This is a genomic window from Pseudomonas sp. W15Feb34, assembly GCF_023127765.1.
Classification (GTDB): Bacteria; Pseudomonadota; Gammaproteobacteria; order Pseudomonadales; family Pseudomonadaceae; genus Aquipseudomonas; species Aquipseudomonas synxantha_A.
Genome location: NZ_SPKN01000053.1, coordinates 154,917 through 176,659, shown reverse-complemented (window position 1 = coordinate 176,659; position 21,743 = coordinate 154,917). Strand labels below are relative to the sequence as shown.

The following is a 21,743-nucleotide window of genomic DNA, read 5'->3' as shown; positions in this document are numbered from 1 at the left end:
TTCAAAAGTATTCCAACTTGAACCGCACTGCGACCCGGTGAGCCCCCGGTGCCAGTGGCAGCCCGTTGCCGACCAGTCGAAGCGTGTAGTGCAGTGTCATGTCACCTTCAGCCAGGGGGTGCGGAGCCATCGGCTCGCCCGGCACACTCTCTTGGCCAGCCGAATCCCAGATATGGAAGGCAACCCCCTGTGAGTCTCCAAAGGCGGCAAAGGAGCGGCCGTCCCTGTCGCGAGGCCCGTCGAAGGTCACCCGCAGATGCTCCCAATCAGGCAGCGTGGCCCCAGGCCGCGACGGGTCCGGGCGCGTCAAGGAGCAATTGACCAGGCGTAATTCGAAGGGGTGTGGCTCGCCCAATGCATTGCGCAATAGCCTGCCTATAGGCTCGGGGGTCATCTCGATGGACTGATCGGCACTGATCAGTTCCAGCCCGCATGCGGAGTCGACGATCACGCCACCCAGCGTGACAACGCCTTCGCCCTGGGCAGGTGGCTGGGCGAAACTCCAGGGACTGATGAACATCGTCAACGAGGAGGTGACTGCGAGATTTAAGAATGTTTTCACCGGTATCTCCCACCCGTCCCCCCGCCACCCTCAGGTGGCGGGGGGAACAACTTACTGATAGGCCAAGGTGAAGTTGGTGACGGCGCTGAAATCACCGGGGACGATGTCGCCGGTAGCCGCGCCTTGAACGTAGGCACCGAATTCCAGGGTGTTATCACCCGTGGAAATGGCTTGCGGGGTTGTAGCGACGCCCAGCTCAACGGGTTTGCCGCCGTGGGTCATCATGATGCCAATGCGGCCTGCACCACCGACGGTACCGATTGCACCTGGAACATCGTTTGAGGGGGCGGCGGTGAAGGTAGTGGTTACCGTGTTATCGGTAAGGTCCGTCAGGTCGCAGCCCTCCAGTTCGATTTTCACGCTTCGGGCTTCCGACTTGCCGCCGGCCTGCAATTGATGCTTTGCGATGGCGCCGAGGTTAACGGTCTGGTCGATGGATTCAGGCTTGATGGAGCAAGCACCCGAGTGGACCGATCCGAGGAAGGTGACTGTTCCATCTGCGGCATGAGCTCCTGAGATCGAGCCGGCGAACAGCCCAAGGGTAAACAGCGCAGTTTTAAACTTAGTTTTCATTTGCAGACGCCCACATAAAAATGTCATTGAAAAGTCCCGCCGCTATTGGGTCTGGGACTGACGGTTTCACCGCAAAAGTGGCGCCCGGTAAATCCCGAAGTCGTCAGCCGAGTCGGCTTTCTAATAATCAGGTTTTCCAATTAATTGCATTGCAATCCGGCGGCACGTTTGAGGCGGAAATGATTGTGTGGCTTTGCACTGTGGAAGTAAGTCGGCGCATTCGTTTAGTGGTGTAGCCGTAACGTATAGCGATATATAGGAAGGATATGGCAATTTGCCAAAAATTTTATTTTGACTGTAAGAATTGAACTACATGCAGCTAAATGAGAATGTTTTAGTTAGGGTTTTGGATGTAAGAATGGGATTACGCGAATTGAAAAACAATAGTCGTTTACCAAGCGAAACAACTAAGTGTCGGGGGGCGCAGAGGTCGCAGGGCGCCGACAAATACAGGCGTCCACAAAAAAGCCCCGTCGACCGGGGCTTTTTTGTGGCGGTGTGGCGAGGCTTACTTGTTTTTCGGGCGTTTGCTCGACGCGTGGCCTGCTTCATCCACAAACACTTCAGCTACGGCAATCGCCTGGCTCTCGGTCGCAAATGTTCCGGCAACGCTGTCGCCGTGAAAATTGATCAAGTGCCAGCCGTCTGCACGCTGCGTGATCAGGTAGCCGTTTACACCTTTGGGTTCTGACATCTATTGGCAATCTCGTGGTCTGATTCAAGGCGGCCATGATACCGCCAAACGGCTGAGGGGGGGCGCGAGTTGTTGCAGGTCAGTGCCAGGCGGCGAAAAGCGTGCTAAAACCATTGCAGCCCTTTTAAATAAAGGGGGGGGCGGGTGTGTTTCGTCTGATCGTGGGCAACCCCTTTGCAAGATCAGCGGAACTTACGCCGACATTTTTTCTCTATGATGACATCGCAACGCCAGCAGGACCCATTGTAAGGTGACTGCGGCCTGATTAGACTGCGCCGAATTCCGTACGCACAGCCCTTTGTAAGGACTCATATGATCAAGAAATGCTTGTTCCCAGCAGCCGGTTACGGCACTCGCTTCTTGCCAGCGACCAAAGCCATGCCCAAAGAGATGCTGCCGGTGGTGAACAAGCCACTGATTCAGTACGGCGTGGAAGAAGCCCTGGATGCCGGCCTGAACGAGATCTCCATCGTTACCGGCCGCGGCAAACGCGCCCTGGAAGACCACTTCGACATCAGCTATGAGCTGGAAAACCAGATCAAAGGCACCGACAAGGAAAAATACCTGGTCGGTATCCGTAAATTGCTCGACGAGTGCTCGTTCTCCTACACCCGTCAGACTCAAATGAAAGGCCTCGGCCACGCTATCCTTACCGGTCGCCCGCTGATCGGTGACGAACCGTTTGCCGTGGTCCTGGCGGATGACCTGTGTGTGAACCTGGAAGGTGATGGTGTGCTGACCCAGATGGTCAAGCTCTACCAGAAATACCGCTGCACCATCGTTGCGGTCATGGAAGTCAACCCAACCGAAACCAACAAGTACGGTGTTATCGCCGGCGACGATATTGGCGATGGCTTGATCCGCGTGCGTGACATGGTCGAGAAGCCAGCGCCGGAAGATGCTCCGTCGAACCTGGCGATCATCGGTCGTTACATCCTCACCCCGGACATCTTCAAACTGATCGAAGAAACCGAGCCGGGCAAGGGTGGCGAAATCCAGATCACCGATGCGCTGTTGAAGCAAGCCAAAGACGGTTGCGTAATTGCCTACAAGTTCAAAGGGCAGCGTTTTGACTGCGGTGGCGCCGAAGGCTACATCGAAGCAACCAACTTCTGCTACGAGCACTTCTACAAGACTGGCAAAGCCTACTGATTCACGCTTGCCGCACTGTTTCAAGAGAAAGCCACCTTCGGGTGGCTTTTTCGTTTTTCAGCCCCATGTAAGTCGGTATGCTGGTGTTCTGCCGAGGAGAGTGAAATGGCCTACGATTTTGACCTGTATGTAATTGGCGCCGGTTCCGGCGGTGTTCGTGCGGCGCGCTTTGCCGCAGGCTTCGGTGCCAAGGTGGCCGTTGCGGAAAGCCGCTATCTGGGCGGCACCTGTGTGAACGTCGGCTGCGTGCCGAAAAAGCTGTTGGTGTACGGCGCGCATTTTGCCGAAGACTTCGAGCAAGCCAGTGGTTTCGGTTGGTCATTGGGCGAAGCGAACTTTGACTGGGCAACCCTGATTGCCAACAAGGATCGCGAGATCAACCGTCTTAATGGCATCTATCGCAACCTGCTGGTCAACAGCGGGGTGACCCTGCATGAAGGCCATGCGCGTCTGGTAGATGCGCATCAGGTAGAGATCAACGGCGAGCGCTTTACTGCCAGGCATATCCTGATCGCTACCGGCGGCTGGCCGCAGATCCCGGAAATTCCAGGGCGTGAACACGCGATCGGTTCCAATGAGGCGTTCTTTCTCAAAGAGCTACCCAAGCGTGTACTGGTGGTGGGTGGTGGCTACATTGCAGTGGAATTCGCCGGAATTTTCCATGGTTTGGGTGCCAACACCACATTGCTGTATCGCGGCGACCTGTTCTTGCGCGGCTTCGACGGTTCGGTGCGCACCCACCTGAAGGAAGAACTGACCAAGCGCGGGTTGGACCTGCAGTTCAATGCCGACATCGAGCGCATCGACAAGCAAGCCGACGGTAGCCTCAAGGCCACCTTGAAGGATGGCCGCGTGCTGGAAGCCGACTGTGTGTTCTATGCCACCGGCCGCCGCCCGATGCTCGACAACCTGGGGCTGGAAAATACCGGTGTGAAGTTGGACGAGCGCGGCTTCGTTGAGGTGGACGATCTTTACCAGACCGCCGAACCATCGATCCTGGCCATTGGCGATGTGATTGGTCGGGTGCAACTGACGCCGGTCGCCCTGGCTGAAGGCATGGCCGTGGCGCGGCGCCTGTTCAAGCCTGAGCAGTACCGTGCGGTGGATTACGCCAACATCGCAACGGCGGTGTTCAGCCTGCCGAATATCGGCACCGTCGGGCTGACGGAAGAAGACGCGCGCAAGCAAGGCCACAAGGTGCAGATCTTTGAAAGCCGTTTCCGGCCTATGAAGCTGACCTTGACCGACTGCCAGGAAAAGACCCTGATGAAACTGGTGGTCGATGCCGACACCGACAAGGTCTTGGGCTGCCATATGGTCGGTCCGGATGCAGGCGAAATCGTGCAGGGGCTGGCGATCGCGCTCAAGGCGGGCGCGACCAAACAGCATTTCGACGAGACCATCGGCGTGCACCCGACGGCGGCCGAAGAGTTCGTCACCATGCGCACGCCTGTGGCCGATTGATCAGGATGGTTGTGCTGTCTCTGGCGCCGTTGCAACGGCGGCGGCCAGGCGCAGCGCGTCGATGCTGGCCTGGGCCTTGATCAGGTCCAGTTCCAGTGCCTTGTTGCGCTGCTGATTTTCAAGTAGCGCCTCCTGGCGTGCCTGACTGTCCAGTGCTGCAACCCGCAGGCGCTCCTGAAGCAGGGCGCGCTCGCTGTCGATCTTGCTCAGATGCTCGTTGAGCTTGAGTTGTGCGGCCTGATCCTTGCGGGTCTGATCCTGCAATGCGTTCAGTTCCTTGGTGGTCACTCGCTGCTCAATCAGCAGGCGTTCATTATCGCGATGCAGTTGGGTGATTTCATCCTGGCGTACGAGTGCGCTTTGCTGAGCCTGGCGCAATTCGGCTTGAACCTGCTGCAGCTGGCCTTCATGGCGACGCTGCTCTTGCTCGCGCTGTTCCTTTATCGCGTTGCGGTAATGCTCAAGCGCGTCGCGTGCGTGCAGGTGTTTCTCTTCCAGTGAGCGAATCTGTTCGTCCTTGTCGTTGATCCGCAACTCGTAATCACTGCACGCCTGGCTCAACCCGGCGTTACGGGTTTGCTCGGTTTGCAGGCTGGTGCTGACGGTTTGCAGCGCAGCGCTTTCTTCCGCCAGGGCTGCGGCCTGGATATCAAATTGCTGCTTGAGCTGAGTGTGTGCCTCTTCAAGCGCCTCAACCTGGGCGAGCAGGGCGGTTTTCTGCTGTTCGAATTGCGCCAGCGCCAAGTCAATCGGCTCCTGAGCCTTCTCTTTCAGGCGCTGGGCCAGACGTGCAACCAGCTCGCCTAGCTCGTCGTCAATCGGCGCCTCGGTAATGGTCAGCCGGGTTTCACTTTCGTCCAGCTCCTTCAAATAGCGATGAATAGTGGTTTTGGAACCGGTATTACCCATCTCGATCCGTACTGCGTCGATGCTGGGGTTTTCTCCGCGGGCAAGGATTGCCAAGCGTGCCGTTTGAACTACTGCTTTGTTTATGCCGCCGCGAGCCATGGAGTCTCCGTCGATTTAGTACTGTGGTACATGGTATGTATATACATACTTTAACACGTATAAAAAATCGTTGAAATTCATGATTTAACAGATGGGATATTGGCGTATTATCCCGTGTCATAACGGTTTTAACCGCCATTTCCCCTGACGGCAGTACGAAACGACACCCATGAGCGAGCTGGATCGATATCTCAACGCTGCGACCCGCGACAACACGCGCCGCAGCTACCGTGCGGCGATCGAGCACTTCGAAGTGAGTTGGGGAGGGTTTCTGCCGGCCACCAGCGACAGCGTGGCGCGTTATCTGGTGGCGCACGCCGGAGTGTTGGCGGTGAACACCTTGAAACTGCGGCTTTCGGCACTGGCGCAGTGGCATACCAGCCAGGGCTTTGCCGATCCGACGAAAGCGCCCGTGGTGCGCAAGGTGCTCAAGGGGATTCGTGCCGTGCATCCAGCGCGCGAGCGGCAGGCAGAGCCTTTGCAGCTACAGCATCTTGAGCAGGTCGTCACTTCACTGGCGCTTGAAGCAAGCCAGGCCAGCGAAAACCAGGACCAGCCCCGATTGCTGCGCGCCAAGCGTGACACTGCGCTGGTCCTGCTGGGCTTTTGGCGGGGGTTTCGCAGTGATGAGCTGGTCCGATTAAGCATTGAGCACGTCCAGGCTGTGCCCGGCGCCGGGATCAGCCTGTACCTACCGCGTAGCAAAGGCGATCGGGAAAACCTGGGCAAGACATACCAGACGCCAGCGCTGCTGCGCCTGTGCCCGGTGCAAGCTTACAGCGACTGGCTCAGCGCCTCGGCGCTGGTTCGCGGCCCGGTCTTTCGTGGCATCGACCGTTGGGGCAACCTGGGCGAGGAGGGGCTGCATCCCAATAGTGTCATCCCATTATTGCGCCAGGCCCTGGAACGCGCAGGCATCCCCGCCGAGCAATACACCAGCCACTCCCTGCGGCGCGGTTTTGCCACCTGGGCCCATCGCAGTGGCTGGGACTTGAAGTCGCTGATGAGTTACGTCGGGTGGAACGACATGAAATCCGCCATGCGCTATGTTGAAGCGACGCCGTTTCTCGGCATGACCCTGACCACCCAGCCGCTGATTTGAAATTTCTTCTATTAATACCGCCACTTGATAGAGAAAGCCAATCATCAGCATCAGGTTTGCCAATGGGCCATCGACCGAAAGAGTCGGTAGGATTCATCTCATCAACTTCTTAACCCCTGACGGAGAGTCAACGATGCCTATCATCAACAGCCAAGTAAAACCGTTTAAAGCCACCGCTTTCAAAAACGGCAGCTTCCTGGATGTGACCGACGCTGACCTGAAAGGCAAGTGGTCGGTAGTGTTCTTCTACCCAGCCGACTTTACCTTCGTTTGCCCAACCGAACTGGAAGACCTGGCTGACAACTACGCCGAATTCCAGAAACTGGGCGTCGAAATCTACAGCGTATCCACCGACACCCATTTTGCCCACGCTGCCTGGCACAACACTTCGCCAGCCATCGGCAAAATCCAGTACACCATGATCGGTGACCCAACCCTGACCATCTCCCGCAACTTTGACGTGCTGATCGAAGAAGCCGGCTTGGCTGACCGCGGTACTTTCGTGATCAACCCGGAAGGTCAGATCAAGATCGTCGAACTGAACGACGGTGGTGTTGGCCGTGATGCTTCCGAGCTGCTGCGCAAGATCAAGGCTGCTCAATACGTCGCTGCCCACCCAGGCGAAGTGTGCCCAGCCAAGTGGAAAGAAGGCGAGGCCACTCTGGCTCCGTCCCTGGACCTGGTCGGCAAGATCTAAGTCTGTGAAGACGTATCAAGGGCGGGAATCCGCACTTAAGTAAGCTGCATCCGCCCTCAAAACGCCCGGGCGAGATTCGCTCGGGCGTTTTTTTGTCTGCAATAAACCGAATGAACAGGAAATCGCCCGTATGTTGGACGCCAATCTTAAAGCTCAGTTGAAGTCATACCTGGAACGGGTCACCCAGCCGATCGAGATCGTCGCCTCCCTCGACGACGGCGCGAAATCCCAGGAAATGCTTGCTCTTTTACAGGACGTCATCAGCCTCACCACGCTGATTACCCTGAAAACCGATGGCGATGATGCGCGCCGGCCATCGTTCTCCATCAACCGCCCGGGTGCCGATATCAGCCTGCGCTTCGCCGGCATCCCCATGGGCCATGAATTCACTTCGCTGGTGCTGGCTCTGTTGCAAGTCGGTGGCCACCCGTCGAAGGCCAGTGTCGAAGTGATTGAACAGATCCGCGCCCTTAAAGGTGAGTTCAGCTTCGAGACATACTTTTCGCTGTCGTGCCAGAACTGCCCGGACGTGGTCCAGGCCCTGAACCTGATGGCGGTGCTGAACCCCAATATCCGTCATGTGGCCATCGACGGCGCGCTGTTCCAGGCCGAAGTCGACGAACGCCAGATCATGGCGGTGCCCAGTGTCTACTTGAATGGAGTGAACTTCGGCCAGGGCCGCATGGGCCTGGAAGAAATTCTTGCCAAGCTCGACACTAGCGGCCTCGAAAAAGCCGCCGAGAAAATCAGTGCCAAAGAGGCGTTCGATGTATTGGTTGTCGGCGGCGGCCCAGCCGGTTCCTCGGCGGCCATCTACGCAGCCCGTAAAGGTATCCGTACCGGTGTAGCGGCGGAACGTTTTGGTGGCCAGGTGCTGGACACCATGTCCATCGAGAACTTTATCTCGGTACAGGAAACCGAAGGGCCGAAACTGGCCAGTGCGTTGGAAGCGCATGTGCGTCAGTACGACGTGGACATCATGAACCTGCAGCGCGCCAGCAGCCTGGTGCCGGCGAAAAATGCCGGTGAGTTGCATGAGATTCGCTTCGAAAGCGGTGCGACCCTCAAGTCCAAGACCGTTATCCTGGCCACTGGCGCCCGCTGGAGAGAGATGGGTGTGCCGGGCGAGCAGGAATACAAGGCCAAGGGCGTGTGCTTCTGCCCGCACTGCGATGGGCCGCTGTTCAAGGGCAAGCGCGTTGCGGTGATCGGCGGCGGTAACTCCGGTGTGGAAGCGGCTATTGATCTGGCCGGGATCGTCAACCATGTCACGTTGCTTGAGTTTGACAGCAAGTTGCGCGCCGATGCGGTGCTGCAACGCAAGCTTTACAGCTTGCCGAACGTGGATGTGATTACCAGCGCGCTGACCAGCGAAGTCAAAGGCGATGGTCAGAAAGTCACCGGCCTTGCCTACAAGGATCGCGACAGTGGTGAGTTCAAGACTATCGACCTGGAAGGTATCTTCGTGCAGATCGGTTTGTTGCCCAACACCGACTGGCTCAAAGGCACGGTGGAGCTGACGCCTCGCGGCGAGATCATCGTGGATGCTCGTGGCGAGACTTCACTGCCGGGTGTATTTGCGGCCGGTGACGTCACTACCGTGCCCTACAAGCAGATCGTCATTGCGGTGGGCGAGGGTGCCAAGGCCTCCCTGAGTGCATTCGATCACTTGATTCGCACATCAGCCCCGGCATAAGTGACACGCGAAAAACCAAAAAAGCCCCATGAGCAATCATGGGGCTTTTTTATTCCTGCGTACTGCGCGAGACGCGCCGCGTGTTACATCGGCGCCGGCTGGATGATCTCGACCCAGTAACCATCCGGGTCCTTGATGAAGGCCAGGCTCTTCATGCGGCCATCCGTCAGGCGCTTCTGGAAATCGCAGCCCAGCGCTTCGAAACGCTCGCACGCAGCGACGATATCCGGTACCGAAATACAGATATGGCCAAAGCCACGCGGGTCGGTATTGCCGTTGTGATAGGCAAAGTCGGCGTCGTTTTCGGTGCCGTGGTTATGGGTCAGCTCAAGGATGCCCGGAATCGATTTCATCCACTGGGTGCGCTCGGCGGCGTCGGCCGGGATTTGGGCCTTGTCCACCAGGGCGAGGAAATACAGGCTGAATTCGGCTTCCGGGAAGTCGCGTTTTTCAACCAGGGAGAAACCCAGCACGCGGGTGTAGAAGTCCAGCGATTTGGTGATGTCCTTGACCCGCAACATGGTGTGGTTAAACACAAAATTTGCAGTGGCGGTGTCAGGTTGGGCAGTGACGCCCGGGAAGGTGTTCAGTTCGTGCAGGCTCATGGGCCCTCCAGAAAAAATGGGGCAAAGCGGTCCCTTGGCGTGCGGCAAGCATCCGTGCTGCCGGCTCATGATACGCAAGGGCTACCTGCCGCGCCAAATGAAAAAACGCACGCGGCCCTTGCGAGCGGCGGGTCCGGGGCCGCAAACTTTGCGGCTTGAACCCTGGGCGTTTTTCATAATGATCGAGTTTCGTAAATCGCTGTTGAGTACGTTGTGCCTGATGCTGGGGAGCCCGTTCGTATTGGCGGCCGACCCGGAGATTCATTGGCCCAGCGGCTGGCAGGTCGAAGAAGTCATACCTGACGACGAAGTCCCCGCGAAGGCTCAAACAGTGTCTCGCCAGCGCGCGATCAAAAATGATGAAAACGGCGCAACCCTGATGGTCATGGAGTTGACCGGCACGCCAATTGAAACCGGACATAAAGTTAATCTTCCAGGCGTGTTACTGGAAATGCGCAAATCGATTCAGAAAGATTTCGCCCAGGGCGGTTATCAAAGCGTGTGCAGCAAGATGCATCCTACGACACTGAGTCGCCTTGAAGCGTTGGAGACTACTTGCGTGATAACCGAAAATGGACGGCACGTGTTGTCACAAACATTAGTCGGCGCAGTGGATACAGATAAGGCCTATGTATTTTCTTACGCGGGCCAGGCGCAAGCCTACGAGGCGAGCAAAGACGAAGTCAGTTCGGTGCGTAACAGCCTGAAACTTTGAATCGACCCTTTTTAGTGGTTTTGAACAAAATGAACGGCTGGTTAAGTTCGCTTTCGAACCGTCAACTGCAAAAAAGCCCCGCATGTGCGGGGCTTTTTTAGTGCGGGATGATTAGCCGCGCAGCCAGGAATCTACCGTGGCAGCGCCGTACTCTTCTTTCCACGCTTTCAGGCCGCGGTGGTTGCCGCCTTTGGTCTCGATCAGCTCACCGGTATGCGGGTTGTGGTAAACCTTGACGACCCGTGCACGGCGCTGCTTTGGCGCTGCGGCGATGGTTGCACCCGCCTTGCGCGGGGCTGGATCAAGAATGGCGATGACATCGCGCAGACTTTTGCCGTAGCTGTCCATCAGCTTTTTGAGCTTTTCTTCGAATTCGATTTCTTTCTTCAAGCCTGCGTCATTCTTCAAGGATTCCAGCTGGGCCAGCTGCTCTTGAAGGGCTTTTTCTGCTGCGCGAAATTCGGCGAGTCTGGACAAAATCTGTACTCCAATAGTGTAGTGGCTGATATCAACTGCAGACAAAGCTATAAGCCAGAAACGTTAACACGACGTCAACGAAGAAGACCCTTCTGCGAGTTCTGCACAGGCAGAAAAATTGTAGTAGTTAATCCCTCTGGAGTAAATCATGTCTTCTGTCCAAATAACAATCTTTCATCGGTTGCCTAACGATTTAATGAACTCATCGCAGGGTAGCGGCTTGCCGAACAGGTAACCTTGTAAGAAATCCACACCTTGGGCGACGAGGTATTCACACTGTTCTGCTGTTTCCACGCCTTCGGCAACAATGCCAAGGTCAAGCTTGGCTGACAGTTCTATGATGCTGTCCAGAATATGCCGTGACAGTGCATCCACACCGATCATGGCGACAAAGCTCTGATCAATCTTCAAGTAGTCGACATTGAAGTTGCGCAAGTAACCGAGGCTGGAATGGCCGGTGCCGAAGTCATCGATCGCGATCATCACCCCCAACTGATGCAGGGCGTCAAACAGGCTGCGGGTGGTTTCGGTGGGCTCGATCAGTTCGCGTTCGGTCAGCTCCAGTACCAAGGTGACCTGGCCGGGCGGGAAGGCTGCGAGAAACTCCTGGCAATCGTTCACCAGTTCGAGGTCCTGGCAATGCCGCGCGGTAATGTTCACGCCAATATGAAAACCGGGGTTGAAGCGTTCGGCATGGGGCGCCAGTTGCGCGGCGGTCTGGCGCAGCAGGGCGCGGGTCATCGGCACGATGAGGCCGGAGTCTTCGGCCAGGGGAATAAACAAATCTGGCCGCACCAGGCCCTCTTTAGGATGTTTCCAGCGCATCAGCACTTCGCAACCGGCCCACTGACGCGTATCACCGCGCACCACGGGTTGGAAGTACGGGATAAATTCGTTGGCGCTTAATGCACGTTGCAGTTCGTGGGTGGGTGCCGACGAGCGTTTTTGCAGCCAATGGGCGAGGATGCCAGCCAGCAAACCAAAGAACGCCACCAGGCTGAACACCGCCGGATAGCGGGCCTGCATATAACGCCAGGTTTCCCCGGCAGGCATCCCGGCCTCGACGCTGTAGTGATAGCGCGCCGACGCCAGGTGATGATGCGCCACGACGAACACGGGCACTGCGTCGTTATGCACTTTGCCGTCGGCATCCAGCCAATTGGGCCCGACTTGCAGCACCAAATAGGCGTAACGACTGATCAGGCGCAAGGCATTGGTGAGGTGGTAGCTGTCGATCGAGGCAAACGCGCCTTGCTCACCCTCCACCAGGCGGTAAACCAGTAACGCAGTATCTGGCGTGACAGGGTTGCCATTCATCAACCACAACCGGCCATCCACATAGTCGTCCGGGTTGACCGGCGATTGGTAGTCGCCGCCAAACAGTGAGCTGCAATAAATGTTTTTCTGCCAGGACAACGTGGTGGCGCGTACGAACGGCCGGCGCGTGACCTGTTCGCGCAGCGCCAGTTTCGCCGCGTTATCGCACGGCTTGCCTGCCAATGGCAGCAAATCCCGGGCGGCGAGGGCGGTATTGTCGAGCATCAAATCGAACTGGCGCACTGCTTCCTGAGCCGTTTGTGTGGTGCTTTGTTCAAGTGTGCGTTCAGCTTGCCAGTAAAGAATCGCGACCCCCAGCAGAATCGGGAGCAGTCCACAGGTTGCGCTGATGACGTAACGTGTGGCTCGGCCTCGTGGGCCTTTGGAGGTCAGGGGCATAGGGACAGTCAGTCGCTGAAAAAAGAAGGGTATGTGCCGATGATAGATGGCATTGCCCAAGTACGCTCGCTACCTATTGTTGATTCTGGGCTGTGGGCCCATTCACGCGTGTCCCGGGTGCTTAACCAGCCGGCGCGCTTGCTACAAACCTCTTGCACGAAGCAGGGCAATGGGGATTTGATAAGAGTACGGACAAATCTGTTTACGCTGTGTAGAATCGGTTTACGCATACAAGAATATGGACTTGCGCTCACGCAAGCCTCGGCCGTCAGAGACTGATGACACCATGAAGCTACTCGGCTCCCCCCTCATCTTTGGTGACTTCCTCGCCCGCAGCGTGCGGGGTCTTTCCTGTGCGCCACCCTCGAACCTCATCCTTGCTCGCAACTGATCAATTGCTACCTACAAGAATGATGAGGCATCGAAATGACCGACCAATATGAAAACCCGATGGGCCTGATGGGCTTTGAATTTATCGAATTCGCATCGCCGACGCCTGGCACGCTGGAGCCGATCTTCGAGATCATGGGCTTCACCAAGGTGGCGACCCACCGTTCCAAGGACGTGCACCTGTATCGCCAGGGCGAGATCAACCTGATCCTCAACAACGAACCCGGCAGTCTCGCCGCCTACTTCGCGGCCGAACATGGGCCGTCGGTGTGCGGCATGGCATTCCGCGTCAAGGACTCGCAAAAAGCCTACAACCGGGCCCTGGAACTGGGCGCCCAGCCGATTCATATTGAAACCGGGCCGATGGAACTGAACCTGCCGGCGATCAAGGGTATCGGCGGTTCGCCGCTGTACCTGATCGACCGCTTCGGCGAAGGTAACTCGATCTATGACATCGATTTCGTCTATCTCGAAGGCGTTGACCGCAATCCGGTAGGCGCCGGCCTCAAGGTCATCGACCACCTGACCCATAACGTCTATCGCGGACGCATGATCTACTGGGCCAACTTCTACGAAAAACTGTTCAACTTCCGCGAAGCGCGCTATTTCGACATCAAGGGCGAATACACTGGCCTGACCTCCAAAGCCATGAGCGCACCGGATGGCAAGATCCGCATCCCGTTGAACGAAGAATCATCCAAGGGCGCCGGGCAGATCGAAGAGTTCCTGATGCAGTTCAACGGCGAGGGCATCCAGCACGTGGCGTTCCTCACCGACGACCTGGTCAAAACCTGGGACGCGTTGAAGAAGATCGGCATGCGTTTTATGACCGCACCGCCAGACACTTACTACGAAATGCTGGAAGGCCGCCTGCCGAACCACGGCGAGCCGGTAGACCAGTTGCAATCGCGTGGCATCCTGCTGGATGGTTCCTCGATTGCAGGCGATAAGCGCCTGCTTTTGCAGATCTTCTCGGAAACCCTGATGGGGCCGGTGTTCTTCGAGTTCATTCAGCGCAAGGGCGACGATGGATTTGGCGAAGGCAATTTCAAGGCACTGTTCGAGTCGATTGAGCGCGACCAGGTGCGTCGTGGCGTACTGACTGCCGAGTAATTCAATGGATAACGAAAAAACCCGGTTTTTACCGGGTTTTTTTGTGTCGGTTATATCGGGTTGTAATTGCCGGGCGGTGAAATAGGAACAAATGGTTTTTCAAATATCACACAGAGGCGAGGAGCGCAGAAAAACCTGCGCTTCCATTCCGAAGAGGTCCGCTTATGAATGTGAATTGTCCTACCCCTCAACGCCCGATCGAGCCCAGCCTACCAGCGGAACAGACCGAGCCAGTTCGCTATGTGCGTTCATCCGATGATGCAGACCTGGTCAATCAGGCGCGTAAGAAGTTTCTGGATGATGGCGAAACCGAGTTCCTGGGCGACACCCTCAGTGCCGAGGGTTATCAGTTGGTGAAGGCTGTGGTCTCACGCAACAAACCGGGTGCGCCCGGAGTGCAGGTCTCGACATTCGCGGTTGATGGCGCCCAGTCCAATGACATGATGGTGATCAAGCGGGTGCCGCCTACAGAAGATGGGCCTAATCTCGTCCTGTATATGCCGGAAGATGACGTGACCTCGTTTCATGAGTTCAAGGATGCAGAGGAAATGACGGCCTGGCTCAAGGACGTAGCCAATGACCCGACTGAGCGAAAGCGATTTACCCAGCATTTTTCCAATCCTGAAGCACCCAAACAGCAGGAACGGGTCAACAAGCAGTTCGGCGAGTTCGCGGCTGGCGATATTAATGCGGTCGTGGGTAGTTTCGGCCATGAGCGGGGGGATATTTTCGAGCGGTTGAACAAAGACGCCTCGGTCCCACCCGCTCAGGTCGACGGGCTGGTGCGAACGCAGCTCTATAAACTGGAACCAGATGGAAAGGCGTTTTATGTCGGGTATCGGCCAGATGGAGAAGCCATCGTCTATAGCTACGACGCTTATGGAAACTTGCAAGGCGGCGGCCAAAAAAAGGACGCCAAGGCGAGGAGATTTTATTTCGTCCAAAACGGGTTGAACCAAAACAAACCGCTTGAACCCATGACCTTCAACGAGTTCCGCAAGAAAATAACCAGTGTCTCCCTGGACAACGTGCGCGCTAGTGACCTAATGGGTCTTTACGACGAGTTCCTGAAGCAACTCAGAAGTCCTGGGCATGGCCTCGCCACCGCGTTGAAAGCGCTGGGTCTTTCTGACAACGTGGCGAATTCCATCGAAACCATCCTGAAAGACCCCATCAAAGGAACGCTGCTTGAATTGAATCACGACAATCGTGTCGGCAAGGTGTTTGGTGTTGATAAGGCAGAGATGGATGCCAACTTGGAAAGGGTGGGCAGTCAAATCCAGAGCAACATCCCCCATTACGGTAAGTGGAGGAAAAGGTTGGAGAACACAGCCGACGTCATTGAACAAAGCGTAGGTACGCCTGAATTACCGACGACCGAAGTCAGGACCTGACTCGACAGAGGGGAATGGATACCCCACGCCATTGCGCCACTTCCATCCAGCCACTCAAGCTCGGTGTTGACGCACTAGATGTTTGAACCCTTCATACACCAGGACCATCACCGCCAGCCAGATCGGGATATAGGTCAGCCATTGCCCGCCTTGGATGCCTTCGCCCAACAGCAGTGCCACCGCCAGCAGCAGCACCGGTTCTACGTAGCTCAGCAGCCCGAACAGGCTGAAGGCCAGCAAGCGACTGGCAATGATGTAGCTCACCAGCGCCGAAGCGCTGATCAAGCCCAGCATCGGAATCAACCCGTATAGCTTGGGATGCACATCGAGCACCGCAAAACCCTGTTCGCCGCTCTGCACAAACCACCAGGCCACCGGCAGCATCAGCGCCATATCCAGCCACAGCCCGCCCAAATGATCGGTGGTCAGGTATTTGCGCACCACGAAATACACCGGGTAGCCTATGATCACCACCAGCGTTGCCCAGGAAAAACCACCAGCCTGATACAACTCGTTCAGTACGCCCAGCGCGGCAAACACCACGGCGATCTGTTGCAACCGTGACAACCGCTCGCCATAGACCAGGCGCCCGGTGAGCACCATGGTCAGCGGCAGCAGGAAGTACCCCACGGACACGTCCAGGCTGCGCCCATTCAGCGGCGCCCACATAAACAGCCACAACTGCACGCCGAGCAAGGCAGAAGACACCAGCACCCCGGCGATCAGGCGCGGCTTGGCCGCCAACATCCGCAACAGTTCCCACACCCGCCGCCACTCGCCGCTGACGATCATGAACACCGTCATGCACGGTACTGTAAGCAACATGCGCCAGCCGAAAATCTCCAGACCACTCAACGGTGTGAGCAGTGACGTGAAGTAATACATCACGGCAAACAACACCGAGGCCAAGACCGATAACACCACACCTTTAGACACACTGTCCTCGCGAAAGCCGATTCATATCCAGTTCCAGGAGGGGAGTATGGCGTTTTTTGCGAGAAATAGAATGCGGGCGGGAGTTTGCTTCCACCCACATTTCAATCTCCATGCTATCAGGCAGATTTCAGTCCGCTCGCAACGCCACGCGGCCGGAAACAAAATGGCCCAGGTCGTTGAACCCCGGAGTGGACGAGTGCCCGGGCGTGACCAGCGAATCAATGAAGGCCTCATCCTCAGGCGTGATGTTTACGTTCAGCGCGTGAGTGTAGGCATCCCACTGCGCCTCGGTACGCGGCCCCACAATCGCCGAACTCACTGCCGCGTTGTTCAGCACCCAGGCAATTGCGAACTCTACAATCCCCACGCCACGTCCCTGGGTGTATTGCTGGATCAGCTGGGCGATGCGTAGCGACTCCACCCGCCATTCGGTTTCCAGGATGCGCTTGTCCTGGCGCGCGGCACGGCTGCCTGGCTCGGGTGTAACGTCAGGTGCGTACTTGCCACTGAGCACCCCACGTGCCAGCGGGCTGTAAGGCACTACACCCAAACCATAGGCTGCCGCCGCTGTGATTTGCTCGACCTCGGCCTGGCGGTTGACGATGTTATACAGCGGCTGGCTGATAATGGGTTTATCTACCCCCAGGCGCTCGGCCACGCGAATCACTTCAGCGATGCGCCAACCGCGATAATTGGACAGGCCCCAGTAGCGGATCTTGCCTTGGCGGATCAGGTCGCCAATGGCCGACACGGTTACCTCCAAAGGCGTGTCGTGATCTTCACGGTGCAGATAGTAGATGTCCAGGTAATCGGTATCCAGGCGCGCAAGGCTGGCTTCCAACGCATTGAAGATGCGCTTGCGGTTCAACCCGCTGCGGTTGGGCAAACCATCGGCGGGGCCGAAGCCGACCTTGGTGGCCAGCACCCAATCCTGGCGATTGCGCGCAATGGCTTCGCCGACGATCTCTTCGGAGCGCCCGCCGGTGTAGACGTCGGCGGTGTCGATAAAATTGATACCCTGGTCCCAGGCCTTGTCGATGATACGCAGCGAGTCTTCGGTGCTGGTTTGTTCGCCAAACATCATGGTGCCGAGCGTCAGTGCGCTGACTTTCAACCCGGACTGGCCCAATGTGCGGTAAATCATGCAAAGCTCCTCATTGCAGGCAAATGTGAGTCATGCAATACCAGACCCGACGGCTCTGGAACAAGCCCTGGGCGCATTTCTTCATCCGCGCAGCAATGTCTGGCAGCGGGCCTGTAAAAAACGATGCAGCACTTTCACCCGCTCCGATACTTGCAGACGGTGAGGGCACATCAGGTTGAACGGCGTGGGTTCGCCTTGCCAGTCGGGAAGCAGCGGCACCAGCCGCCCGGCCTGGATGTCTCGGGCCACATCCAGGTTGGCTTTATAGGCAATGCCATGGCCGGCCAGCGCCCAGCGCCGAACGATTTCGCCGTCATCGCTGAGGTAGCCGCCGCTGACTTCGACCTCCTGCAGCAGTGTGCCCTGGCGGAAATACCAGGTGCTATTGGCCTGCCCGCGGCGCATGTAGCGCAGCGTACTGTGCTGCGCCAAATCTGCAGGCACCTGCGGTGCACCGTAGCGCGCCAGGTAGTCGGGGCTGGCGCAGACGATGCGCTGGTGGCCGGGCACCACCGGCAGCGCCACCAGGCTGGAATTCCTCGGCACGCCAAAGCGCAGGGCGATATCGACGGTGTCGCGAAACAAATCGGCATTGCTGTCGTTGAGTAACAATTGCAGGCGGATGTTCGGATGCTCGAGCTTGAACTCATCCAGCCAGCCCAGCAGCACATTGCGGCCAAAGTCCGAGGGAGCGGCCAATTGCAATAAACCACTGAGGCTTTGGCCTTGTTGCTTGATGGCATGTTCGCCTTCGGACAGGGCTTCCAGCGCCACTCGCACACTGTCCAGATAACGCCGGCCTTCTTCGGTCAGGCGCATGCTGCGGGTGGAGCGGGCAAGCAGGCGGATGCCGAGCCGGGTTTCAAGACGCTTGAGGGCAATACTGGCCGCTGCTGGGGTAAGGCCGAGGCTACGGGCGGCAGCGGTCAGGCTACCGGTGTCGGCGCTGCGCACAAAGACTTCAAGGTCGAGAATCGAGCCCATTGATAAAAATCCTTTAAAGATCTTGTCGTTTTACCCGGATTTTTCACCGATTGCCAAGCTGTGAAGATGAAGGCTCACTTTCTTATCCAGGTAGTTTTCACATGGTCTCTTCTCTGAGCGGTAAAACCGTCATCGTTATTGGCGGCAGCAGCGGTATCGGCGCGGCAGTGGCCCAGGCGGCCATCGCTCGCGGCGCGCACGTGGTGCTGGCCGGGCGTCGCTTGACCTCCGGCATCGAGAACGGCGTACGCAGCGAACCGGTGGACGTCACCGATAGCGCGTCGTTGCAGCGATTGTTCGAAACGGTGGGGCATTTTGACCACCTGGTCTACACCTCGGGCCCTTCGGTGCGGGCCAAGCCCCTGATCGAAACCGACCTTGACGAAGCCCAGGAAAATTTCGATGTGAAACTCTGGGGCGCGCTGCGTGCGATTCAACAGGCGCTGCCGTTCCTGAATGAACACGGCAGCATCAGCCTGACTTCCGGTCAGTTGGGGCGCAAGCTGGCACCGGGGCAGTTCATCAAGACCGGCATCAACGCTGCGACCGAAGCATTGGGCAAGCAACTGGCCAAGGAACTGGCGCCACGTCGAGTCAATGTCATCAGCCCGGGCGTGATTGACACCCCGGCCTATGCCGGGTTGGCGCAAGAGCAGCGCGTGGCGATGTTTGCCAACGCAGGCGGGGCATTGCCGGTTGGCCGGGTAGGGCAGGCTGAAGACGTGGCGGCGGGGTATGTGCTGGCCATGGAGAACAGCTTTATAACGGGAAGCATCATCGACATCGACGGCGGCGGGCAGCTGTAACCGCCCACCGCCGGTGCCCTTTGGTTAATGACGGGCCTTGTCCAGTGTAAACGTCCCTATGGCAGTAAACTCAGGCCCGTCATTTCTTCGAAAGGAACAGGCAAACTCACCCGAGCCATGCTCGTCAGTGACTTCTTCGTTCAGTTTCAGCACCCCAGCATGGGCTGTCACCGTCCCATAAGTGTCGAGTCGTTGAAACTGAACGCGGACGTCATTATTGCCGGCCAGGTCATGGATCAATCCCTTCGCGTCGTTATAGACCACGATGGCAAAAATATTCCGAGTCCGCGGCAAGCCGTCATCGTAATAGTCGCCCATGAAGATTCGGCGATCCGGGCGGTGGCCCCCGAAGTCGGAGCTATCAATCCGCAGGTCGGTTTTGAACGAGTAAGAACCCGGTAGCGGCCCACCCTCGAAAGTCAGGTCCAGTTCACCCTTGGCCGGATACTGGGCGCTGTGAACCATTGACACGCCTGTCAGGTCGACATCACCTTTTGTCAGCGTTATTTGTTTATCGCTACCAAACTGCGCTTTACCCGAGAAAGACGCCTGCATCCGTTCACCGTCGAATGACACTGTTATCTCCCCAGCAGTTGCCCAATAGGGAGAAATGCCCGAGTTTTCATACGCAGAAAAGAGCAACCTGGCGTGCCCATCGGCAAAGCTATAGCTGTGTTCGGTCCCGTCACTCGGTAGCTCAGCGGGAAGATAAATATCAATGCCATAAAAATGGTTGGGCTCTGGAGAGAGACGTTTTGTCGCCACCAAATGCCATATTCCATTTGGCTCCTGGTACATATCCATTTTATCCGCGTCACCTTGGAAGGTCAGGTTGTGCGCGCCTGCTACTGTGACTGTTAACTTACCTTGGGTGCCCTGTGCTGTTTTACTGATCATCTCGATAGCCCTTCAAGAAGTGAAATGAATTCACAGTGAAGGCTAAATGCGATCCAAAAATTTGAATACTGTCAAAAGTGACAGGTATAAAAAGCAAGCCTTTAATTCCATTCAAGGCAGCGTGTGCCGACGCAAACACCCTCACGCCTTCCAAGAGCATCTGCGCCGTCCCATGGAGGTTAAACCTTGAGCGCACGCGTCATCCGCAAAGCCAACATACTCCCACCCACAATCACCGCCGCCAGCAGGTACAACGCCACATCGGTTGAACCAGTGGCATCTTTCACAAAACCGACGATATACGGGCTGAGAAACCCCGCCATCTGCCCCATGGAGTTGATCAACGCCAAGCCACCCGCTGCGGCACCGGCACTGAGCATGGCGGTGGGCACCGGCCAGAACATTGGCAGGCCGGTAAGTGCACCCATGGTGGCGATGGTCAAGCCAAGGATGGCGATGGCCGGGGTGGTGGCGAAGTTAACCGCAATCACCAGGCCGATGGCGCCCATCAGCATCGGCACTACCAAGTGCCAGCGGCGTTCCTTGCGCAAGTCAGCGGAGCGGCCCACCAGCAGCATGAACACCGCCGCCAGCAAATAGGGGATCGCGCTGAGCCAGCCAATCACCAGGTTGTCGCTGAACCCCAGGTTCTTGATGATCGAAGGCAGCCAGAAGTTGATCGCATACACGCCGCTCTGGATGCAGAAGTAGATCAGGCCGAACGCCCAGATCGCCGGGTTCTTGAAGACTTCGGCCAGCGAATCGCTGGTGGTTGCGGGCTTGTTCGCCAGGTCCGTGGCCTGGTCGGCTTCCAACACTGCGCGCTCATGGGGCTTGAGCCACTTGGTATTGGCGAAGCTGTCACTGAGCAGAAAGTAGGCGAGGGCGCCGAGGATCACAGTCGGGATGCCCTGCAGCAGGAACATCCACTGCCAGCCCGCCAGGCCACCTTGGCCGGCTGCGAAGTGGTTGAGGATCCACCCAGAGAACGGGCTGCCGAGCAAGCCGGACACCGGGATTGCCGACATGAACAGCGCCATGATCCGCCCACGGCGGAAGGTCGGGAACCACTGCGAGAGGTACAGCACCACGCCGGGGAAGAAGCCGGCTTCAGCGGCACCGGTAAACAGGCGTAAGGTGTAGAAATGCGTCGGCGTGGTCACAAACAGCAAGCAGGTAGACAGCGTCCCCCACACGATCATCATCAACGCGATCCAGCGCCGTGGGCCGAACCGGGTGAGTGCCAGGTTGCTCGGCACGCCGCACAGCACGTAGCCGATAAAGAAAATCCCGGCGCCCAGGCCGTACACGGTTTCGCTGAACTTCAACGCATCGAGCATCTGCAGCTTGGCAAAGCCAACGTTTACCCGGTCGAGGTAATTGAACAGGTAGCAGATAAAGATGAAGGGGATCAGGCGCAGGGTGATGCGCTTGTAGATGGCGTTTTTATCGTCATCGCTGGCCAGTGCTGCAGTGGCGCTCTGTGGCATGGGATTCTCTCTTTATTATGATTTTTCGCGGCGCGAGGGTAACGTTGACCGCCCCAACAGTCTCGGCGACGTAATGGGCGACTGTCTTTGTGCCGGCGCACAGCGAAGCCGCCTTTGCGCTGTGCCGG

21 protein-coding genes are annotated in these 21,743 nt (G+C 57.3%); 9 read left to right on the top strand and 12 right to left on the bottom strand.

Annotated elements, in window-relative coordinates; genetic code table 11:
- Nucleotide 1 precedes the first annotated feature (1 nt).
- The 3 genes from E4O97_RS27015 to E4O97_RS27005 form a co-directional block, all read right to left on the bottom strand.
- The gene (locus E4O97_RS27015) at nt 2–562 is read right to left on the bottom strand and encodes a fimbrial protein (RefSeq protein WP_078821333.1); all 561 of its coding nucleotides are present in this window, start codon (nt 560–562) and stop codon (nt 2–4) included.
- A gap of 51 nt (nt 563–613) precedes the next feature.
- Nucleotides 614–1,135, bottom strand: a complete 522-nt coding sequence (locus E4O97_RS27010) for a fimbrial protein (protein WP_078821334.1) — start codon at nt 1,133–1,135, stop codon at nt 614–616.
- A 508-nt stretch (nt 1,136–1,643) separates the two neighbouring features.
- Nucleotides 1,644–1,829: a hypothetical protein gene (locus tag E4O97_RS27005; protein WP_032875460.1), complete on the bottom strand. Its 186-nt coding sequence runs from the start codon at nt 1,827–1,829 to the stop codon at nt 1,644–1,646.
- Nucleotides 1,830–2,141: 312 nt separating this feature from the next.
- Between E4O97_RS27005 and galU the strand changes: the two genes are divergently transcribed.
- Nucleotides 2,142–2,981: a UTP--glucose-1-phosphate uridylyltransferase GalU gene (gene galU, locus E4O97_RS27000; RefSeq protein WP_003173830.1), complete on the top strand. Its 840-nt coding sequence runs from the start codon at nt 2,142–2,144 to the stop codon at nt 2,979–2,981.
- A 105-nt stretch (nt 2,982–3,086) separates the two neighbouring features.
- A complete protein-coding gene (gene gorA, locus E4O97_RS26995) occupies nt 3,087–4,445 on the top strand; it encodes a glutathione-disulfide reductase (RefSeq protein WP_078821335.1) in 1,359 nt (452 codons plus the stop codon).
- Here the strand turns inward: gorA and E4O97_RS26990 are convergent, their stop codons facing one another.
- A complete protein-coding gene (locus tag E4O97_RS26990; protein ID WP_032875454.1) occupies nt 4,446–5,453 on the bottom strand; it encodes a DNA-binding protein in 1,008 nt (335 codons plus the stop codon).
- Nucleotides 5,454–5,622: 169 nt separating this feature from the next.
- On the opposite strand from E4O97_RS26990, the gene E4O97_RS26985 reads away from it, so the two are divergent.
- From E4O97_RS26985 to ahpF, 3 genes are all read left to right on the top strand, one after another.
- Entirely contained in the window at nt 5,623–6,555 is a 933-nt protein-coding gene (locus E4O97_RS26985; RefSeq protein ID WP_248162778.1) for a site-specific integrase, read from the top strand.
- A 133-nt stretch (nt 6,556–6,688) separates the two neighbouring features.
- On the top strand, nt 6,689–7,252 hold the full coding sequence (gene ahpC, locus E4O97_RS26980) for an alkyl hydroperoxide reductase subunit C (RefSeq protein WP_005788226.1): 564 nt from the start codon (nt 6,689–6,691) through the stop codon (nt 7,250–7,252).
- A 130-nt stretch (nt 7,253–7,382) separates the two neighbouring features.
- Entirely contained in the window at nt 7,383–8,948 is a 1,566-nt protein-coding gene (gene ahpF, locus E4O97_RS26975; RefSeq protein ID WP_032875448.1) for an alkyl hydroperoxide reductase subunit F, read from the top strand.
- Nucleotides 8,949–9,031: 83 nt separating this feature from the next.
- On the opposite strand, the gene gloA is transcribed toward ahpF, so the two are convergent.
- A complete protein-coding gene (gene gloA / locus E4O97_RS26970) occupies nt 9,032–9,553 on the bottom strand; it encodes a lactoylglutathione lyase (RefSeq protein WP_005788230.1) in 522 nt (173 codons plus the stop codon).
- A gap of 178 nt (nt 9,554–9,731) precedes the next feature.
- On the opposite strand from gloA, the gene E4O97_RS26965 reads away from it, so the two are divergent.
- On the top strand, nt 9,732–10,268 hold the full coding sequence (locus E4O97_RS26965) for a DUF4946 domain-containing protein (protein WP_078821338.1): 537 nt from the start codon (nt 9,732–9,734) through the stop codon (nt 10,266–10,268).
- A 111-nt stretch (nt 10,269–10,379) separates the two neighbouring features.
- On the opposite strand, the gene E4O97_RS26960 is transcribed toward E4O97_RS26965, so the two are convergent.
- Both E4O97_RS26960 and E4O97_RS26955 read right to left on the bottom strand, forming a co-directional pair.
- Nucleotides 10,380–10,745: a histone-like nucleoid-structuring protein, MvaT/MvaU family gene (locus E4O97_RS26960; RefSeq protein ID WP_032875443.1), complete on the bottom strand. Its 366-nt coding sequence runs from the start codon at nt 10,743–10,745 to the stop codon at nt 10,380–10,382.
- Nucleotides 10,746–10,919: 174 nt separating this feature from the next.
- Entirely contained in the window at nt 10,920–12,461 is a 1,542-nt protein-coding gene (locus tag E4O97_RS26955; RefSeq protein ID WP_216091408.1) for an EAL domain-containing protein, read from the bottom strand.
- Between the two features lie 426 nt (nt 12,462–12,887).
- Here E4O97_RS26955 and hppD point away from each other — a divergent pair, with 426 nt between their 5' ends.
- Together hppD and E4O97_RS26945 are read left to right on the top strand one after the other, a co-directional pair.
- The gene (hppD, locus tag E4O97_RS26950) at nt 12,888–13,964 is read left to right on the top strand and encodes a 4-hydroxyphenylpyruvate dioxygenase (RefSeq protein ID WP_032875438.1); all 1,077 of its coding nucleotides are present in this window, start codon (nt 12,888–12,890) and stop codon (nt 13,962–13,964) included.
- A gap of 164 nt (nt 13,965–14,128) precedes the next feature.
- Nucleotides 14,129–15,358 (top strand): DUF6543 domain-containing protein, encoded by a 1,230-nt coding sequence (locus E4O97_RS26945; RefSeq protein WP_248162777.1) that lies wholly within the window; start codon nt 14,129–14,131, stop codon nt 15,356–15,358.
- Between the two features lie 54 nt (nt 15,359–15,412).
- Here the strand turns inward: E4O97_RS26945 and rarD are convergent, their stop codons facing one another.
- The 3 genes from rarD to E4O97_RS26930 form a co-directional block, all read right to left on the bottom strand.
- Complete coding sequence (gene rarD / locus E4O97_RS26940) at nt 15,413–16,294, bottom strand: EamA family transporter RarD (RefSeq protein WP_032875435.1); 882 nt, start codon at nt 16,292–16,294, stop codon at nt 15,413–15,415.
- Nucleotides 16,295–16,421: 127 nt separating this feature from the next.
- Nucleotides 16,422–17,438: an aldo/keto reductase gene (locus tag E4O97_RS26935; protein WP_032875432.1), complete on the bottom strand. Its 1,017-nt coding sequence runs from the start codon at nt 17,436–17,438 to the stop codon at nt 16,422–16,424.
- Nucleotides 17,439–17,519: 81 nt separating this feature from the next.
- Nucleotides 17,520–18,422: a LysR family transcriptional regulator gene (locus E4O97_RS26930; protein ID WP_248162776.1), complete on the bottom strand. Its 903-nt coding sequence runs from the start codon at nt 18,420–18,422 to the stop codon at nt 17,520–17,522.
- A 101-nt stretch (nt 18,423–18,523) separates the two neighbouring features.
- On the opposite strand from E4O97_RS26930, the gene E4O97_RS26925 reads away from it, so the two are divergent.
- Nucleotides 18,524–19,228 carry an SDR family oxidoreductase gene (locus E4O97_RS26925; RefSeq protein ID WP_216091405.1) on the top strand — a complete coding sequence of 235 codons (705 nt, stop codon included), beginning with the start codon at nt 18,524–18,526 and terminating at the stop codon, nt 19,226–19,228.
- 24 nt (nt 19,229–19,252) lie between these two features.
- Here E4O97_RS26925 and E4O97_RS26920 read toward each other — a convergent pair whose 3' ends face one another.
- Together E4O97_RS26920 and E4O97_RS26915 are read right to left on the bottom strand one after the other, a co-directional pair.
- Nucleotides 19,253–20,125, bottom strand: coding sequence for a hypothetical protein (locus tag E4O97_RS26920; protein WP_032875424.1), 873 nt, complete (start codon nt 20,123–20,125; stop codon nt 19,253–19,255).
- Nucleotides 20,126–20,304: 179 nt separating this feature from the next.
- Nucleotides 20,305–21,615 carry an MFS transporter gene (locus E4O97_RS26915; RefSeq protein WP_248132235.1) on the bottom strand — a complete coding sequence of 437 codons (1,311 nt, stop codon included), beginning with the start codon at nt 21,613–21,615 and terminating at the stop codon, nt 20,305–20,307.
- Nucleotides 21,616–21,743 lie beyond the last annotated feature (128 nt).